Raw genomic sequence first — 13,722 nt, 5'->3', positions numbered from 1 at the left:
TTCTGTCTTGGTTTGAGTCGTCAGTTGTCGTTCCACAGCCAGGCCGCCCCGCGCACGCCGCTGGAATCGCCGAAGCGTGGCGCAAGCAGCCGGGTGGCGACCGTATCCGAGAACACGTAGCGCCCCCACAGGCGCGGCACGTTCCGGTACAGCCGCTCGATATTGGACATGCCGCCGCCGAGCACGATGGCATCGGGGTCGAGCACGTTGATCACGTGGGCCAGCCCGCGTGCGAGACGGTCCTCATAACGCGCCAGCGTGGCCTCGCAGGCCGCGTCACCGGCCGCCGCCCGCTCGACGATGGTGCGGGTGTCCAGCGACTCGCCGGTCACGGCCGCATGATCGCGCGCCATGGACGGCCCGGAGAGGAAGGTCTCGACGCAGCCCGACTTGCCGCAATAGCAGGCCGGCCCCGGGCGCTCCTCGTCTCGTGGCCATGGCAGGGGATTATGCCCCCATTCGCCGGCGATTGCATTGGGCCCCACCAGGGGATGGCGACGCACCACCACACCCGCGCCCACCCCCGTGCCGATGATGACGCCGAACACCACCTCGACATCGGCGGCCGCCCCGTCGGTGGCCTCCGAGAGCGCGAAGCAGTTGGCATCGTTCATCATGCGGATCCCGCGTCCGAGACGGGCCTCGAGATCGCGCTGGAAGGGCTGGCCGTTCAGACAGGTGGAGTTGGAGTTCTTGAGCAGGCCCGTGGCCGGCGAGATCGCCCCGGGCGTGCCGATGCCGATGGTGCCGGTGACGCCCAGCCGCTGCTCGGCCCGCGCGACGAGCCCCGCCACGGCCTCGAGGGTAGCGGCGTAGTCACCCTGCGGGGTGTCGATGCGTTCGCGCAGGCGCTCCGTGCCGGAGGCGTCCAGCGCGATGATCTCGATTTTGGTGCCTCCCAGATCGATACCCAGGCGCATCCGTCCCTCCCGAACCTGTGCGTGCGTCGATCAGGATACCATGCGGCCCGCCGCGCTTCAGTCGGCGTTGCCGCCCAGCCGGGCGGACTGCCAGAACACCTCGCCTTCGCCCGCCTCGCGCGCGATGATGCGCGCGAGCACGAACAGCAGGTCGGAGAGACGGTTGAGATAGGTACGCGCCGCCCCGGTCACCGGCTCCTCGGCGGCCAGCGCCACCAGGTGACGCTCCGCCCGCCGGCAGACGCTGCGGGCGAGATGGCAGGTGGCGGCAGCGAGACCGCCGCCCGGGAGGATGAACTCCATCAACGGCGGCAGTTCGTCGTTGAAGCTGTCGAGCGTGGCCTCCAGCCAGTCGATGCGCGCCGGGACGAGCAACTGCTCGCCCGGCATGCTGATCTCGGCACCGAGATTGAAGAGGTCGTGCTGCACGTCGACGAGACAATCGGCCACCGCCTCCGGCAACTCGATCGCGAGCACCATGCCGATGACGCTGTTCAGTTCGTCGACGTCGCCCATCGCCTCGATGCGCAGGCTGTCCTTGCGCACTCGCTCGCCGGTGGAGAGGCCGGTCATGCCCTCGTCGCCGGTGCGGGTGTAGATCTTCGATAGACGGTTACCCATGGATCGCGTCCTCGTTCAGAAACGAATCGTCGATGTCACCCAGACGTTGCGCTCGGGGGACGGGAAATAGGCGGGACTGTTGTCGAAGATGGCGGGGTTCCAGCCGACCGCCCCGTCCTCGCTGTATTCCTCGTCCAGCAGGTTGTTGACACGCACGTCGAACTCGGCCGCGCCGGCGGCATAGCCGACGCGCAGGTTGACGACCTCGTAGCCGTCCAGATACCCGAACTGGTTGTCGAAGTCCCCACCGAAGCGACGCTTGCTCACGGACAGGATCTCGCCATGCAGGTCCCAGCGCTCGCTCAGGCGGTAGTCCGCGAACAGTGACACCATGTGCTCGGGCACCAGCGGGACATCGTTGCCCTCGAAGCTCCCGTCGGTGATTTCGCTGTCCGTATACGTATAGCTCAGACCGAGACGCCGTCCCGCACCGAGATTCAGGCCACCCTCGGCCATCACGCCCAGGCGGCGCGTCTCCTCGAGGTTCGTGTTCCCACCGAACACGCCCACGGCGGAGTCGTAGGCGATCTCGTCCTCGAGGTCGATGCGGTAGGCCACCAGCTTGCCGGACAGGCGGGCACCGGCGTACTCCGCACCCAGCTCGTAGGAGATCCCCGTCTGGGTGTCGAGCCCGGTGGGGTTCCCGCCCATGTCGGTATGTTCCTCCACCTTGGCGAAACGGAAGTTCTGGTCGGCGCGCGCGAACAGACGCCAGGCCGGCACGGGCCTGTATACCAGACCGAGCGAACCGACCGCGAGGTCGTCGTCGAGATTCGCGCCGTTGGTGAAGGTGAAACTGTCCTCGATTTCATTGTTCACCCCGGCATAACGGGCACCCGCCGTCAGACTCAGGGCGTTCGGCAGCGGCACCACGGCCTGGACGTAGTAGCTGCGCATCAGCTGATCGACCTGCTGCGTGCCGATCTGCGACGCGAGGAAATAATCCGTGTCCTCGAGATCCATCCCCAGCGTCAAGGTGCCCTGCCCCCAGTCATTCGCATAACTCTTGATCAGGCGTGGCGTGAACATGTAGACCTCCCGGTCCTGGTCGCTCGGCGTACCGGGCCAGCCCCTGAAACTGGTCACGAAATCATGATACGCCCGGCGCCGGGAAAGCTCGCCCTCCATCATCCAGGCACCGGTGAGCATATGCTGCGCGCCGATGCGCAGGATATCCGTGTCCGTATCGGAGAAGTCGCCGGCATAGTCGGCCACCGACTGGCGCCGGTCCGCCGCCAGCTCGTCTTCGAACAGCGACCCGGGCAACTCGAGATAATCCCGGATCACCTGTCCCTCGATGAAGACGCGTCCGGCGGCATGGGTCTTTTCCAGGTGCAACAGCAGGTTGTCGTATTCCTCGGCATTGTTGTCCCGGTAGTTGTCCGCGTTGCGCGTCTCACCGGAGAGCCGCAGCGACAGCCCGTCCCCCAGCTGTTCGGCCAGGTTCATACGCAACTGCTGGCGTCCATAACTGCCGACACCCAGCTCCACCGACGACGCCGCACCGAGCGGGCGCCGCAGCACGATATTCACCACGCCGCCGACGGCCTGGTTGCCGTACAGCGCACCGGCACTGCCCTGCACGATCTCGATACGCTCGACGTCGTCCAGCGAGATCGAGCCGAGATCCGGGGCGCCGGTATCGGAGGCATTGTTGAGGCGGCGACCGTCGACGATCACCAGCGTATTGGCGGTTGCCGTGGGACCGAAGCCGCGCATGTCGACGACCGCGCCGGAACCGTTGCCGGAGGCATCCCGGACGAACACGCCGGGACGTCCGCGCAGGACCTCCGCCACGTTCTGGGCACCGCTGCGCTCGATCTCCTGGCGGGAAATCACCGTGATGCTGGCTGGCGTGACCACCTCCGCCTGTTCACTGCGGGTCGCCGAGACCACCACCGTATCCAGCACGTCCTGCGCCGCGGCAGGGGCAACCCCCAGGACGGCAGAAACCCCCAAAAGAACGGACGCCGGTATGGCGCGAGAAGTAATTTTCATGAAAGCCCTCCGCTTATGTGCAGACAACGCGGGAGGAGGAACTCGGGGGGAGGCATAGACGGACGCCCACGGGCGATCGGTGTACGCGCCCCGAGCCGCCCACCGCAACTCGTGCAACAATCGCGACAGGCCGGTCTCCGGGCTGATGGGTGTCCCTGACGGAACGGACGGTTCGCCTTCCCATGCACAGCACAGTGGCGTCTTGAACCGTCGCAACCCAATCACCGTTGCGGGGGCAGCGTCGGAATGGCCAGGGATTACTGGCGCACCGACTTCCCGTTTCATCCTCGACCCCGGGCGGGGGCGAGGACACCTGTCGTTCAACTGGCGGGCATAGGCTACCCCGAAACGGGCGCGAGGCAAAGCGACGGCGAACATCGCCCGTGAACATCAATGAAATCAGCAGCCTGCGGGAGACTCGCGGAACAGGGGCCACCCTCCACGAGGGCCTCCACCCCGAGATCACAACTTATCCACAGCCTGCCCCCAGGCTTACCCACAGCATCTTGTGCTTGACGCACTTGCCAACCCCCTCCTATAGTGGCTGGAATACCAACGAGGCGGAAAACCGCCCGCCGCATCATGGGGACGACATGCCAGAGGGAACCACCACCCCAGGCCGTCAGGGACAGTCCACGGACCACCCACCGGGTGACCCGATTGTGTTCCCGCGCGCCCACTCCCTCAACGCCCTGTCCGCCTGTCGCCCGCGGCCATCCCGCCGCGGCATCCGCACCATCCTCAACGCCGCGCTGACCGTGGCCGGATACCGGGAATAGAGGAAACAGAGCATGGAGACGCGACCGCAAATCCTGGTGTACTTCGAGGAACTCGAACAGCGCTACGGCGAACACTTCACCTTCGACGCCCTCAGGACCACCGAACTCTGCCGGCTGGAACGCCTGGCCAACCACGCCATCGAGGCGGACCCCGCCGTCTCCTCCACCGATCGCCAGAACCTGCGCGCCCTGCTGGGCCTGATCCGCAAGCAGATCGAATACCGCTCGCTCTCCGCCGCCCTGTCGCTGGAGGCGCGGCAGACCGGCTAACCGCCGCGAAGTCCAGGCGACACACTGTGCCTGCGACGGCGCCGACGGTATCATGCAGCCCCATGACTCATCAGGACCCCACCATGCCCGGCGCCTCGCCGCGTCGTCCATTCAGTCACGCCCGGCTGGAACAGGTGATTTATGGCCGCAGGTCCCTGCGCGAGCTGCTGGGACGCACCCCGGCCGCCCCCGGCGAGCTGCTGGCCGACTACGTGGTGGCCGACTACGTCGGCAGCCACCAACTCGACCGTGAGCGCTTCGGCGCCGGCGACCTCATCCAGGCCTCGGCGCGTATCTTCTTCGAGGACAGCGGGGCCTTCGTCGACAGCATCGAGGGCGCGCCCCATGGCCGCGACTTCAACCTCGTGCTCTTCGCCACCTTCGCGGTGATCGAGATCGCCCCCTACACCGCGCAGGCGCGCTTTCTCGTACTGGCACCGGCCCCGAGCCCGGTCGACGGCCCCTATGCCGGTCTCGTGCGCAGCCACAACACCGACGCCCTGCGGGAACGCCTGGCCGGCAACCCGGCGCACGCCGCCCTGTTCGCCGACCTCGAGGCCCTGCTCGACGGCCTCACCGAGGACCCGCAGTCCAGGCCACGGCGCCGCGGCCTGCTGCAGCGACTCTTCAGGCACTGACATCACCACTCACGACCCAGTCAGGGAGGACCACCCGTGTACAAGCTCATCGTCATCGCCCTGCTCGCCGGCGGACTCTATTACAGCTATCAGAACGGCCATCTCGAAGGCCTCGGCGACTTCATGAGCGCCGACAGCGGCGAGATACGGAATCCGGTATACGCACGGCTGAGCGTGGACATCCGGGCCGAGGGCCGCGAGATCGAGGGCATCGCCTTCGGCAAGATGCGCTCCCAGGCCGAGTGCGAGCAGCGCACGCAGCAGGAAATGCGCGACATGATCCGGCAATGCCCCCAGTGCGAGGTGAGCGAGGCGACCTGCACCGACAGCCTGGCCAAACGCGAGCTCGCCTACTTCGCACAAAGCCCCACCCACCTCACCTACCTGTATGGCAGCCCGGGCAGCCGCGACGAGCGCGAGTTCGCCATGATCTTCTGGGGCTTGACGGTGGAGGAGGCGCGCATGCTCTGCGCCATGGTGGAGCAGGGACTGTCGCAGGAATACAGCGGCGAGCTGAGTTGCATCCGGGAGCACGATGTCTGACGGCCTTGCCACCGTCGACGTCGCCGGGCAGACCGCGCTCGATGCCCTGCTGGCATCCACACCCGCCCTCTTGCTCTACCTGCATGCCCCGGACTGCGGCATCTGCCGGGTGCTGTGGCCGCGACTGCGCAAGCAGCTGGGCGCGGCCTTCCCGCAGCTCGCCTTCGCCCGTATCGACACGGCGGCCCACCCCGACCTGGCGGCCGGGCTCATGGTGCACAGCCTGCCGGCGGTACTGCTCTACTTCGAGGGGCACGAGCACCGCCGCTACGCCCATGCCTTCGGCCTGAACGAAATAGGGGCGGCCATCGGCCGCCCCTATGCCCTGCTGTTCGAAACCGACGACTAGCGCGATAACACTAGCGGAAATCGTCCCAGCCGCGGCGGCGCCAGCGGATGCGCGGGATGATCAACCCCATGAACAGGCTGCCGAGCGACACCCCGGCGCCGATCAGGAACCACTCCTTCAGCGACCGGTCGCGCAGTGTCTGCACCTCCGCCACCAGCAGGCGGGTCTTCTCCTGCTCGTCGGCCAGGGCCTGCTTCAGCCCCTGGTTCTCCTCCGCCACCGCGATGGGTTCGGCGGCCACCTGGCGCAGCTCGGCCAGCTCACCGCGACTGCGCGCCAGCGCCTCGTCCACGCCCGCCTTCTCCCCCTGCAGGGCCTTGAGCTCGGCCTCCAGCCCGGCCACGCGTTCGCGCAGCTGTCCGCGCTGGTCTTCCAGGGACTGGATACGCCCCTGCGCCTGCTCCAGGCGTTCACGGGCACCACGCTGGTCCATGAGCTGCTCGGTGAGCATCCAGCCCTCGGTGCCGTCAGGCGTGCGCACCTGGCTGTAACCCGCCTCCTCGTCCTGCGCGAGCACCGTCATGGGCGTGCCGCTCTCGACGAAGCGGAAGATGCGGTGCTGTAGGCTCGGCCCGCTGCGCACCGCCACCTTGAGATCATCGGCCACCCAGCGCGTCGTCTCGGCGACCGCACCACCGGCGACGCCCAGCAGCAACATCAACACCAACAGCTTCACACTCGCGGGCATGGTTCACAGGCTCCAGTTCACGATGGAAAACCGCATGCTAGCACCCCGGGGCGCCGCAAAACCGTGAACCTCACTGCATCACCCAAAGACTCAAGAACCGGCCGCGCAGGCCGCTACCAGAAGAAGGTATTGCACGTCCTGGAGAACCCGGCATGACCACCGCACATTCCCTGCCCGACGCACCGCGCACGCACGAGCCGCGCCCGACACCCGTCGGCGTGCACCAGCTCGGCTTCGGCTTCCTGCCGGCCTTTCGCGACATCGCCACGGGGGAGACCCACCTGTCCATCAACAGTGACGGCAGCCTGGCGCCGGTGCACCTGCTCGACGGCATTCCCGACCACTGGGTGCTGCAACGCGACCAGCAGGCCCGCGTGGTGGCCCTGAGAGAGACCGTCATCGCCGGCTATCTGCGCGGGGCGAGCTTCTACACCCATCGCGAGCTGCAGGACTTCCTGCCCGACGCCTGACCCTGTCGGTGCGAACATGTGCTATCTGTTAGCCATGGGCCCAGTGTGGAAAGACGGGGGGCACCATGATCGAGAATCACATGCTGCCGGAACGGGGGACGGGCTATCTGCTGATCGGCCCCAGTCCCTCCCTGTCCTGGCAGGGCAACAAGCTGTTCCTGCTCGCCACCGCCTGCGTGGTGCTCACCCTGCCGGTGTATTTCCTGCTACAGGGGCTTTGGCTGATCCTGCCCTTCGCCGGGCTGGAACTCGCAGCGCTCTGGGGCGCGCTCTACTACACCAGCCTGCGCCAGCATCGGCGTGAGGTACTGGCCTTCACCGAGACCGAGGTGGTGCTGCAAAGCGGTCGTCGCCTCCTGCATGACGAGATCCGCCTGTCACGCCACTGGTCGCATTTCGTGGTGCGCGACGGCGGACAATGGTCGCCACGGCGGCTGTGGCTGCGCTGCCATGATCGCGAATTCGAACTCGCCTCCGCCCTGGATGCCACGGAAAAGGAGAGCCTCATCCACCTGCTCGAGGACATCACCCGCGATCGCCGCTGGATGCAGCAAAATCCCGCGCAGGACGACTCACCGGATTGATTTGGCCCTCGGGCGTACAAAGCCATTACAATGAACGCTTTGCCCATACAGGACCGATCATGAGTGACGACTATCGCCCCCCGCTCGCCGACTACTTCGACCAGATGGAAAAGAAATACGGCGACGGCTTCACCTTCGACCGCCTCGATGACGAAGAACTGGTGACCATGGAAAAGCTCGGACGCGACGCCATCGAGCGCGACCCGCGCGTGACCTGGCAGGAGAAGAAGAATCTCGGCTCGCTCATCACCCTGATCGAGATGCAGCGCCAGAAGCGCGGCCTGAACCGCCCGCAATAAGTCCTCCACCCGGCCGGCGGCGGGAAATCGCTGTTTTACTTGCACTTTCGCGCCGTCTTTAGTCGAATAGGCGACCTCGAACCACAACCCAAGACAGATTCATGACGACACAACACGCCTTCAACAAAGACGAGCTACTGGCCTGTGGCCACGGCGAGATGTTCGGTCCGGGCAATGCCCAGCTGCCCGTTGGCAACATGCTGATGCTCGACCGCATCACCCACATCGCGCAGGAAGGCGGGTTGTTCGGCAAGGGCGAGATCAAGGCCGAGCTCGACATCACGCCCGACCTCTGGTTCTTCGAGTGCCACTTTCCCGGCGACCCGGTGATGCCGGGCTGCCTGGGCCTCGACGCCATGTGGCAGCTGGTGGGCTTCTTCCTGGGCTGGTCCGGCGGCAAGGGCCGCGGGCGTGCCCTGGGGGTGGGCGAGGTGAAATTCACCGGCCAGGTGCTGCCCACGGCGAAGCGGGTCAGCTACCAGATCGACCTCAAGCGCGTCATCACCCGCAAGCTTACCATGGGCATTGCCGATGGCAGCGTGTCGGTGGACGGACGCGAGATCTATGTCGCAAAGGACCTGCGCGTCGGCCTGTTCACCTCCACCGAGAACTTCTGACGACCGCGGCAGAAGATGACGAAAAACGGCGCCCGAGGGCGCCGTTTTTCATGGCGGCCGTGACGACTGCTAGTCCACCAGGAGCTTGTCCAGCCGCTCCAGGTCGTTCATCACCCGCCAGTTGCCCCCGCCGCGGGCCACCTCGCCTTCCCACATCGCCAGGCGATCGAGATATTCGCGCGGGTCGACGTTGTCCTGGCGCAGCTTGGTGACGTTGAGCGCCACCACCGTCACCCCCTCCAGCGGGATGATGAACTCGCGCACGTGTCCCTCCGGCAGGTCCTCCTCGAGGTCGGTGAACAGCAGGATGAACCGGTGCCCCGCGCCTGTCTCCTCGAGCCACTCGGTGGCCTGCAGCATGCCGCCGCGGATGTCGGTGAAGCGGCTGGGCTGCAGTTCCTTGAAGAAGGCCTCCATGCGGCTGCGGAAGGCCAGTTTCTGGCTGTTGGCCATGGAGGGCCGCTCGTCGAAGGTGGCCTTGGCGAGGATGTCCTTCTCGCTGAAGCTGCCGCTGTCGATGCGCGCCACGGCGAGCGACTCGCCACTGCCCAGGGTGTTCAGCAGGTGGGCGAGGATCGCATCGGCCTTGCGCATCTCCTGGCTGTAGGTACCGGAGGTGTCCAGCAGCAGGTAGACGGCGCGGCGGTCGTTGGCCTGCATGCTGCAGCCCGCGAGCAGGACGATCAGGCCCGCCAGGACCACGGCAGCAATGGCATTGCGCTTGCGGAATTCCTTCATCATTTCTTCCCTTCCTTGTTGTTCTTGTCGGACGAGAGCAGCGGTGAGGCGCGCTCGGTGGCCAGCGTGGCCGCAGGCGCTGCGGATGTCCCGCCGCCACCGCGTCGGGCCACCAGGCGCTCGATGGACAGCGGCAGGATCACGATGACGTCATACAGCTGCACCAGCACCCGCATGAGCCCCATCAGGAACTGGCCGATGAAGCGCAGCACGGCGGCCAGGGCGCGCAGGCCGGCGGCATAGAGACGGCCGAAGACGTTGCGCGCCGAGTGCACGAAGGACTCCAGCGGTATCGCGACGAAGGCCAGGGCGAAGGGCAGGATGAAACCCAGGATCATCTGCGCCACCGAGGGTATCCAGCGGAAGGACGGCGGGGCTCCGGCGATCTCGCCGGCCACGATCTCGGGCCCATCGCGCATGCTCTGGATGATCTCCTGGGTGAGGGCCTCGTCCTGCAGGGCGAGCAGATCGCGCATGTAGGCCAGCCCCGACTCGATGGAGGCGAGGATGAAGAGGATGGTGAAGGTCACCCAGATCATGCGCCGGCGCATGCGGTCGTCCAGGGAACCGATCACCGGGAACAGCCGCGTGATGCGCAGGCTCTCCATCAGGAAGATACCCATCGCCACCTCGAGGGCGACGATCACGATGGCGGCGATGTGCGAGATGTTCATGTCCAGCCCCAGCAGGCTGATGCCGGTGCTGGCCCCGACCATCTCCGACATCGGACGCTGGATGAGCCAGAAGTTGACCGCACCGCCGAGGATGGCGATGAACATGACCAGGCCGTCGACGAAGAACTGCTTGGTGGCCGAGGCCGAGAGGGTATTCACCACCCGGTCGGTCTTGGCACGCATCTCCTCGAAACGCTCCATCTGGGTATCGATCACCTCGGCCCGCTCCTCCAGGCCGGTGATGGTCTTGCCCACGTCCTCGAGCTGGTTCGAGATCTGGCGCCAGTGCGGCATCATGCGCTTGAGGTAGAGGTGGCGCTTCTGGCTGGCCGCGCGGTACTCCTCGATGGCATCGCGGCTGGCCTTGTTCAGGGTGCCGTGGATGTCCTCGAGGATGCGCGCCACGGTGGGATCGCCGTTGGAGGGGATCTTCGCCACCGCCTCCACGGCATCCAGCCAGGCCGGCGGCGCGGGCGGCACCTCGGTGGATTCGCGATAGTCCTCGTCGATCTTGGCGACCTGGTTGCCGATCTGGCGCTGCAGGGCCGGATAACCGCTGAGGTCACGGCGCACCACTGCGTTCACGCGGTGGAACTCGCGCTCTAGGATACGCTGCTGCTGCTCCTCGGCCATGTTGAGCAGGACTTCGCGGTTGCGCGCCTGCGCCTGCTGTTCGGCCTTCATCACCGAACGCGATGCCAGCCGCAGGCTGCGCTGGATGCCGCGACCCAGCCCCAGCAGAGCCTCGTGCGCCGGCGAACGGGCCAGGTACAGCAGGGTGATGAGAATCACGAGCCAGATCAGCACCGACAGGGCGATGCTGTCCGACCACAATGTCAGGATCTGCTCCCAGGTCATTGGAAACCTCACAATGGTGGCATATGGGCGACCGGGCGGCCGCCGCTCCTTGCTTCTTGTCGAACGCCGGGACCAGGGCCCCGGCAGCGCCCGCCGGTTGTTCCCCCCGGTCGGACTGCCCAGCGCCAACAGTAGCCCATCCCCTGCCTCCCGTCCCGTGACGGGCTACCCGTTTCCCACACATGCCGCCGGTCCCCGGTAGCCACGGGCGGCCGGGGACCGGTGTTCATCGCCAACGGCTCAGGCCTCGGTGCAGTCGGAGGCCACCACGCGATTGCGGCCACCCTCCTTGGCCGCGAGCAGGGCGTCGTCGGCACGCCGCAGCAACGACTCGCCCACGATCCGCGGGTCGCTGTCACGGCGCGGCGTGACGCAGGCCAGGCCCAGCGAGACGGTCACGGCGAGCCCGCCGGCGGTGCCATCGACCAGGTAGCCGACGGGGGCCGCGGCCAGCACGCTGCGGATACGCTCGGCGATCTCCCAGGAATCGCCCCCATCCATGGCCGGCAGCAGCACCACGAACTCCTCGCCACCGTAGCGGGCCAGCACATCGGATTTGCGCAGCTGCGAGGCGATGCGCCGGGCCGTCTCCGCGATCACGGCATCGCCCACGGGGTGTCCCAGGTTGTCGTTGATGCGCTTGAACTTGTCGATATCGACGAACAGGCAGCCCAGCGGGCTGTCCTCGCGCTGGGCACGGGCCACCTCCTCTACCAGGCGCTGGTCGAAATACCGACGGTTCTTGATGCCGGTGAGGGTGTCGGTGACGCCGAACTGCTTGAGGCGCTGGATGTTGACGGCGTTTTCGATGCACACCGCGGTGACGGCCGCCAGGCGCTCGATGAAATAGGTGCCCACCCCCTCGGCGTAACGGGCTGGGTCGCGGGTACCCAGGTGCAGGCGCCCGAGCAGCTTGTCGCCGCGCTTGAGCGGCACCAGGGCCACGCCACGCAGCTCGTGCAGCTCGCCGAACCAGTCGCTGTGCAGGGTCGGGTCGTAGGCACCCACATAGAAACGCGACAGCCGGGCGTGGGCGGCCTCGGCCGCATCCAGCAGGAACAGGGTGGACGGAATCTCGACCCCCTCTTCCTCGAGCAGGGCCTGCAGCTCCTCTTCCTCGTCCACCACCGCCAGGCCGATCATGTCGAGGCCATTGGCCATGCGCAGGTCGTGGAACAGGACGTCGACCAGGGCCCGCAGGCCCTCGGCACCGATCAGTCGCGACTCGATCTCGAGCATGCGCATCTGCTTCTGCTCGTTCTCGCGTGCCTGGTCCCAGAGCTGGCGCAACTGGCTCTTGAGCTGGCGATTCTCGTCCTTGAGCTCGCGGTGCCGTGTTTCCTTGAGATTCTCTTCCATGCGGCCGGTCCTTTCCGGGGCTAGGGGAGTTCGCGCAGCACGCGAAAACCGAGGTTCACGTCCATCTCGTCACGCAGCCGGGGACGACGGGCAGCGGAGCGGGCCAGGACCGCGGCATCGAACCAGGAGCCGCCCTTCACCACGATCCAGTCGCGATGCCGGCTGCTCCCCACGGTGCCATCACGGTGCGCACCGAGATGCGAGGTGGTCCAGGGATTTTGCGTGAACTCCCAGACGTTGCCGTGCATCTCGTGCAGCCCCCAGGCATTGGGCGGCTTGCTGCCCACTTCCAGCGCGGTGGGCAGGGGCACGCAGCGAGGCAGGAACCAGCGGCGCTTCTCACGTGCCTCGTTGTAGGGAAAGGTGGCATTGAAATGGACTTCCCGGCAGGTCACCGAATCGCCAAAGTGAAAGGGGGTGGACGTGCCTGCCCGACAGGCATACTCCCACTCCGCCTCGGTGGGCAGACGGTAGACCTGTCCCGTACGCTCGCTGAGCCAGGCGCAATAACGCTTCGCGTCGGCGATGCGAATATTCATCACCGGATGGCGGCCGCGGGCGACGATGAGATCGGAACGAAAGCGATAGCCGCTGTCGCGCTGGAAGACGGCGAACTCGTCGGCAGTGATGGTGAAGCGCCCCAGGGCAAAGGCGCGCTGCAGGGCCACGTAGTGCACCGGCCCCTCCTCCGGACGGTGACCGAACTCCTCCGGCGGCGACCCCATCTCGAAGCTGCCGGCCGGAATCACGCACAGCTGCACCCCCTCGCCGCCATCGTCCAGCCGGTCACGAAAGACCGGTGGCAGACCGGCCGCATCGGCCGCCTGCCGCTGCAGGGCCTGTAGTGCCGGGGTGTCGAGCTCCCCGACATGGACCAGGCGGTCATTGAAGGAAGAAACGTCTGCGGTATGGGCCATGGCGTCACCTGAACTCGGCTCAGTTTATCGCGTCATCGGGGCATTTTCCCGTGTTTTCCTCGCAAAACCCAGGGAAACTGGATATCAGGCCGACGCTGGACTACAAATAGAAGGGCCGGAATCTTCCGGCCAGCGCGACCCCGGTCATTCATCAGTTAGGAGGTCAGCATGAAAGTCGAACGTGCCGAAGACGGCAGCGTCCTCATCGAGATCGACGTCAACGACGGCCGCAAGCTCGTCAACGCCATCCGCGGACATGCGGACGAAATCACCAACGGCTGCCTGGAACTCGCCAGCCTCCTGAGCGAGGCCAACTACAACGCGAAGAACGACTTTCGCCAGCCGCCGCATGCCTTCGACGAAAACGCCCCCAAGGCGCCGTCCGTCGAAGACTGAGAGG

The 13,722-nt window shown here is 66.4% G+C and carries 18 protein-coding genes and 1 riboswitch; of the genes, 10 read left to right on the top strand and 8 right to left on the bottom strand.

The features are described 5' to 3' along the window. Positions 1-20: 20 nt before the first annotated feature. The 3 genes from HUJ28_09900 to HUJ28_09890 are packed head-to-tail and all read right to left on the bottom strand — an operon-like array spanning position 21 to position 3,539. A complete protein-coding gene (locus tag HUJ28_09900) occupies positions 21-920 on the bottom strand; it encodes an ROK family protein (protein MBD3619775.1) in 900 nt (299 codons plus the stop codon). Between the two features lie 57 nt (positions 921-977). Beyond that, on the bottom strand, positions 978-1,541 hold the full coding sequence (locus tag HUJ28_09895) for a cob(I)yrinic acid a,c-diamide adenosyltransferase (protein MBD3619774.1): 564 nt from the start codon (positions 1,539-1,541) through the stop codon (positions 978-980). Between the two features lie 15 nt (positions 1,542-1,556). Beyond that, the gene (locus HUJ28_09890; GenBank protein ID MBD3619773.1) at positions 1,557-3,539 is read right to left on the bottom strand and encodes a TonB-dependent receptor; all 1,983 of its coding nucleotides are present in this window, start codon (positions 3,537-3,539) and stop codon (positions 1,557-1,559) included. A gap of 110 nt (positions 3,540-3,649) precedes the next feature. After that, positions 3,650-3,871: riboswitch (cobalamin riboswitch) on the bottom strand. Positions 3,872-4,132: 261 nt separating this feature from the next. Between HUJ28_09890 and HUJ28_09885 the strand changes: the two genes are divergently transcribed. The 5 genes from HUJ28_09885 to HUJ28_09865 all read left to right on the top strand — a co-directional run bounded on the left by HUJ28_09885 (position 4,133) and on the right by HUJ28_09865 (position 6,118). Further along, entirely contained in the window at positions 4,133-4,318 is a 186-nt protein-coding gene (locus HUJ28_09885; GenBank protein MBD3619772.1) for a hypothetical protein, read from the top strand. Between the two features lie 12 nt (positions 4,319-4,330). Next, on the top strand, positions 4,331-4,588 hold the full coding sequence (locus HUJ28_09880) for a hypothetical protein (GenBank protein ID MBD3619771.1): 258 nt from the start codon (positions 4,331-4,333) through the stop codon (positions 4,586-4,588). 62 nt (positions 4,589-4,650) lie between these two features. After that, positions 4,651-5,226 carry a hypothetical protein gene (locus HUJ28_09875; protein ID MBD3619770.1) on the top strand — a complete coding sequence of 192 codons (576 nt, stop codon included), beginning with the start codon at positions 4,651-4,653 and terminating at the stop codon, positions 5,224-5,226. A gap of 36 nt (positions 5,227-5,262) precedes the next feature. Next, the gene (locus HUJ28_09870) at positions 5,263-5,769 is read left to right on the top strand and encodes a hypothetical protein (GenBank protein ID MBD3619769.1); all 507 of its coding nucleotides are present in this window, start codon (positions 5,263-5,265) and stop codon (positions 5,767-5,769) included. Further along, positions 5,762-6,118 (top strand): thioredoxin family protein, encoded by a 357-nt coding sequence (locus HUJ28_09865; protein MBD3619768.1) that lies wholly within the window; start codon positions 5,762-5,764, stop codon positions 6,116-6,118. Before HUJ28_09870 ends, HUJ28_09865 begins: the two co-directional genes overlap by 8 nt. A gap of 10 nt (positions 6,119-6,128) precedes the next feature. Here the strand turns inward: HUJ28_09865 and HUJ28_09860 are convergent, their stop codons facing one another. Then, positions 6,129-6,806 carry a TIGR04211 family SH3 domain-containing protein gene (locus HUJ28_09860; protein MBD3619767.1) on the bottom strand — a complete coding sequence of 226 codons (678 nt, stop codon included), beginning with the start codon at positions 6,804-6,806 and terminating at the stop codon, positions 6,129-6,131. Positions 6,807-6,958: 152 nt separating this feature from the next. Between HUJ28_09860 and HUJ28_09855 the strand changes: the two genes are divergently transcribed. From HUJ28_09855 to fabA, 4 genes are all read left to right on the top strand, one after another. After that, entirely contained in the window at positions 6,959-7,276 is a 318-nt protein-coding gene (locus HUJ28_09855; protein ID MBD3619766.1) for a hypothetical protein, read from the top strand. A 65-nt stretch (positions 7,277-7,341) separates the two neighbouring features. Continuing rightward, positions 7,342-7,860, top strand: coding sequence for a DUF2244 domain-containing protein (locus HUJ28_09850; protein MBD3619765.1), 519 nt, complete (start codon positions 7,342-7,344; stop codon positions 7,858-7,860). Positions 7,861-7,919: 59 nt separating this feature from the next. After that, positions 7,920-8,159: a hypothetical protein gene (locus tag HUJ28_09845; GenBank protein ID MBD3619764.1), complete on the top strand. Its 240-nt coding sequence runs from the start codon at positions 7,920-7,922 to the stop codon at positions 8,157-8,159. A gap of 101 nt (positions 8,160-8,260) precedes the next feature. Continuing rightward, entirely contained in the window at positions 8,261-8,776 is a 516-nt protein-coding gene (gene fabA, locus HUJ28_09840; protein MBD3619763.1) for a 3-hydroxyacyl-[acyl-carrier-protein] dehydratase FabA, read from the top strand. A gap of 69 nt (positions 8,777-8,845) precedes the next feature. Here fabA and HUJ28_09835 read toward each other — a convergent pair whose 3' ends face one another. The 4 genes from HUJ28_09835 to HUJ28_09820 all read right to left on the bottom strand — a co-directional run bounded on the left by HUJ28_09835 (position 8,846) and on the right by HUJ28_09820 (position 13,322). After that, positions 8,846-9,436, bottom strand: a complete 591-nt coding sequence (locus HUJ28_09835) for a VWA domain-containing protein (GenBank protein MBD3619762.1) — start codon at positions 9,434-9,436, stop codon at positions 8,846-8,848. A 77-nt stretch (positions 9,437-9,513) separates the two neighbouring features. Continuing rightward, positions 9,514-11,046, bottom strand: coding sequence for a hypothetical protein (locus HUJ28_09830; GenBank protein ID MBD3619761.1), 1,533 nt, complete (start codon positions 11,044-11,046; stop codon positions 9,514-9,516). 240 nt (positions 11,047-11,286) lie between these two features. Next, a complete protein-coding gene (locus HUJ28_09825; protein MBD3619760.1) occupies positions 11,287-12,405 on the bottom strand; it encodes a sensor domain-containing diguanylate cyclase in 1,119 nt (372 codons plus the stop codon). A gap of 20 nt (positions 12,406-12,425) precedes the next feature. Beyond that, positions 12,426-13,322, bottom strand: a complete 897-nt coding sequence (locus tag HUJ28_09820) for a formylglycine-generating enzyme family protein (protein ID MBD3619759.1) — start codon at positions 13,320-13,322, stop codon at positions 12,426-12,428. 168 nt (positions 13,323-13,490) lie between these two features. Between HUJ28_09820 and HUJ28_09815 the strand changes: the two genes are divergently transcribed. Continuing rightward, on the top strand, positions 13,491-13,718 hold the full coding sequence (locus tag HUJ28_09815; GenBank protein MBD3619758.1) for a hypothetical protein: 228 nt from the start codon (positions 13,491-13,493) through the stop codon (positions 13,716-13,718). Positions 13,719-13,722: the final 4 nt, after the last annotated feature.

Source organism: Chromatiales bacterium (assembly GCA_014762505.1).
GTDB lineage: Bacteria > Pseudomonadota > Gammaproteobacteria > SpSt-1174 > SpSt-1174 > SpSt-1174.
The sequence above is the reverse complement of the archived record's forward strand: the minus strand, read 5'-3'. Positions and strand labels throughout refer to the sequence as shown.

What these genes read in the sequence shown, in the direction of transcription:
- HUJ28_09900 (MBD3619775.1), bottom strand. Translation starts at nt 920, where the DNA reads ATGCGCCTGGGTATCGATCTGGGAGGCACCAAAATCGAGATCATCGCG.
- HUJ28_09895 (MBD3619774.1), bottom strand. Translation starts at nt 1,541, where the DNA reads ATGGGTAACCGTCTATCGAAGATCTACACCCGCACCGGCGACGAGGGC.
- HUJ28_09890 (MBD3619773.1), bottom strand. Translation starts at nt 3,539, where the DNA reads ATGAAAATTACTTCTCGCGCCATACCGGCGTCCGTTCTTTTGGGGGTT.
- HUJ28_09885 (MBD3619772.1), top strand. Translation starts at nt 4,133, where the DNA reads ATGCCAGAGGGAACCACCACCCCAGGCCGTCAGGGACAGTCCACGGAC.
- HUJ28_09880 (MBD3619771.1), top strand. Translation starts at nt 4,331, where the DNA reads ATGGAGACGCGACCGCAAATCCTGGTGTACTTCGAGGAACTCGAACAG.
- HUJ28_09875 (MBD3619770.1), top strand. Translation starts at nt 4,651, where the DNA reads ATGACTCATCAGGACCCCACCATGCCCGGCGCCTCGCCGCGTCGTCCA.
- HUJ28_09865 (MBD3619768.1), top strand. Translation starts at nt 5,762, where the DNA reads ATGTCTGACGGCCTTGCCACCGTCGACGTCGCCGGGCAGACCGCGCTC.
- HUJ28_09860 (MBD3619767.1), bottom strand. Translation starts at nt 6,806, where the DNA reads ATGCCCGCGAGTGTGAAGCTGTTGGTGTTGATGTTGCTGCTGGGCGTC.
- HUJ28_09855 (MBD3619766.1), top strand. Translation starts at nt 6,959, where the DNA reads ATGACCACCGCACATTCCCTGCCCGACGCACCGCGCACGCACGAGCCG.
- HUJ28_09850 (MBD3619765.1), top strand. Translation starts at nt 7,342, where the DNA reads ATGATCGAGAATCACATGCTGCCGGAACGGGGGACGGGCTATCTGCTG.
- HUJ28_09845 (MBD3619764.1), top strand. Translation starts at nt 7,920, where the DNA reads ATGAGTGACGACTATCGCCCCCCGCTCGCCGACTACTTCGACCAGATG.
- fabA (MBD3619763.1), top strand. Translation starts at nt 8,261, where the DNA reads ATGACGACACAACACGCCTTCAACAAAGACGAGCTACTGGCCTGTGGC.
- HUJ28_09835 (MBD3619762.1), bottom strand. Translation starts at nt 9,436, where the DNA reads ATGCAGGCCAACGACCGCCGCGCCGTCTACCTGCTGCTGGACACCTCC.
- HUJ28_09830 (MBD3619761.1), bottom strand. Translation starts at nt 11,046, where the DNA reads ATGACCTGGGAGCAGATCCTGACATTGTGGTCGGACAGCATCGCCCTG.
- HUJ28_09825 (MBD3619760.1), bottom strand. Translation starts at nt 12,405, where the DNA reads ATGGAAGAGAATCTCAAGGAAACACGGCACCGCGAGCTCAAGGACGAG.
- HUJ28_09820 (MBD3619759.1), bottom strand. Translation starts at nt 13,322, where the DNA reads ATGGCCCATACCGCAGACGTTTCTTCCTTCAATGACCGCCTGGTCCAT.
- HUJ28_09815 (MBD3619758.1), top strand. Translation starts at nt 13,491, where the DNA reads ATGAAAGTCGAACGTGCCGAAGACGGCAGCGTCCTCATCGAGATCGAC.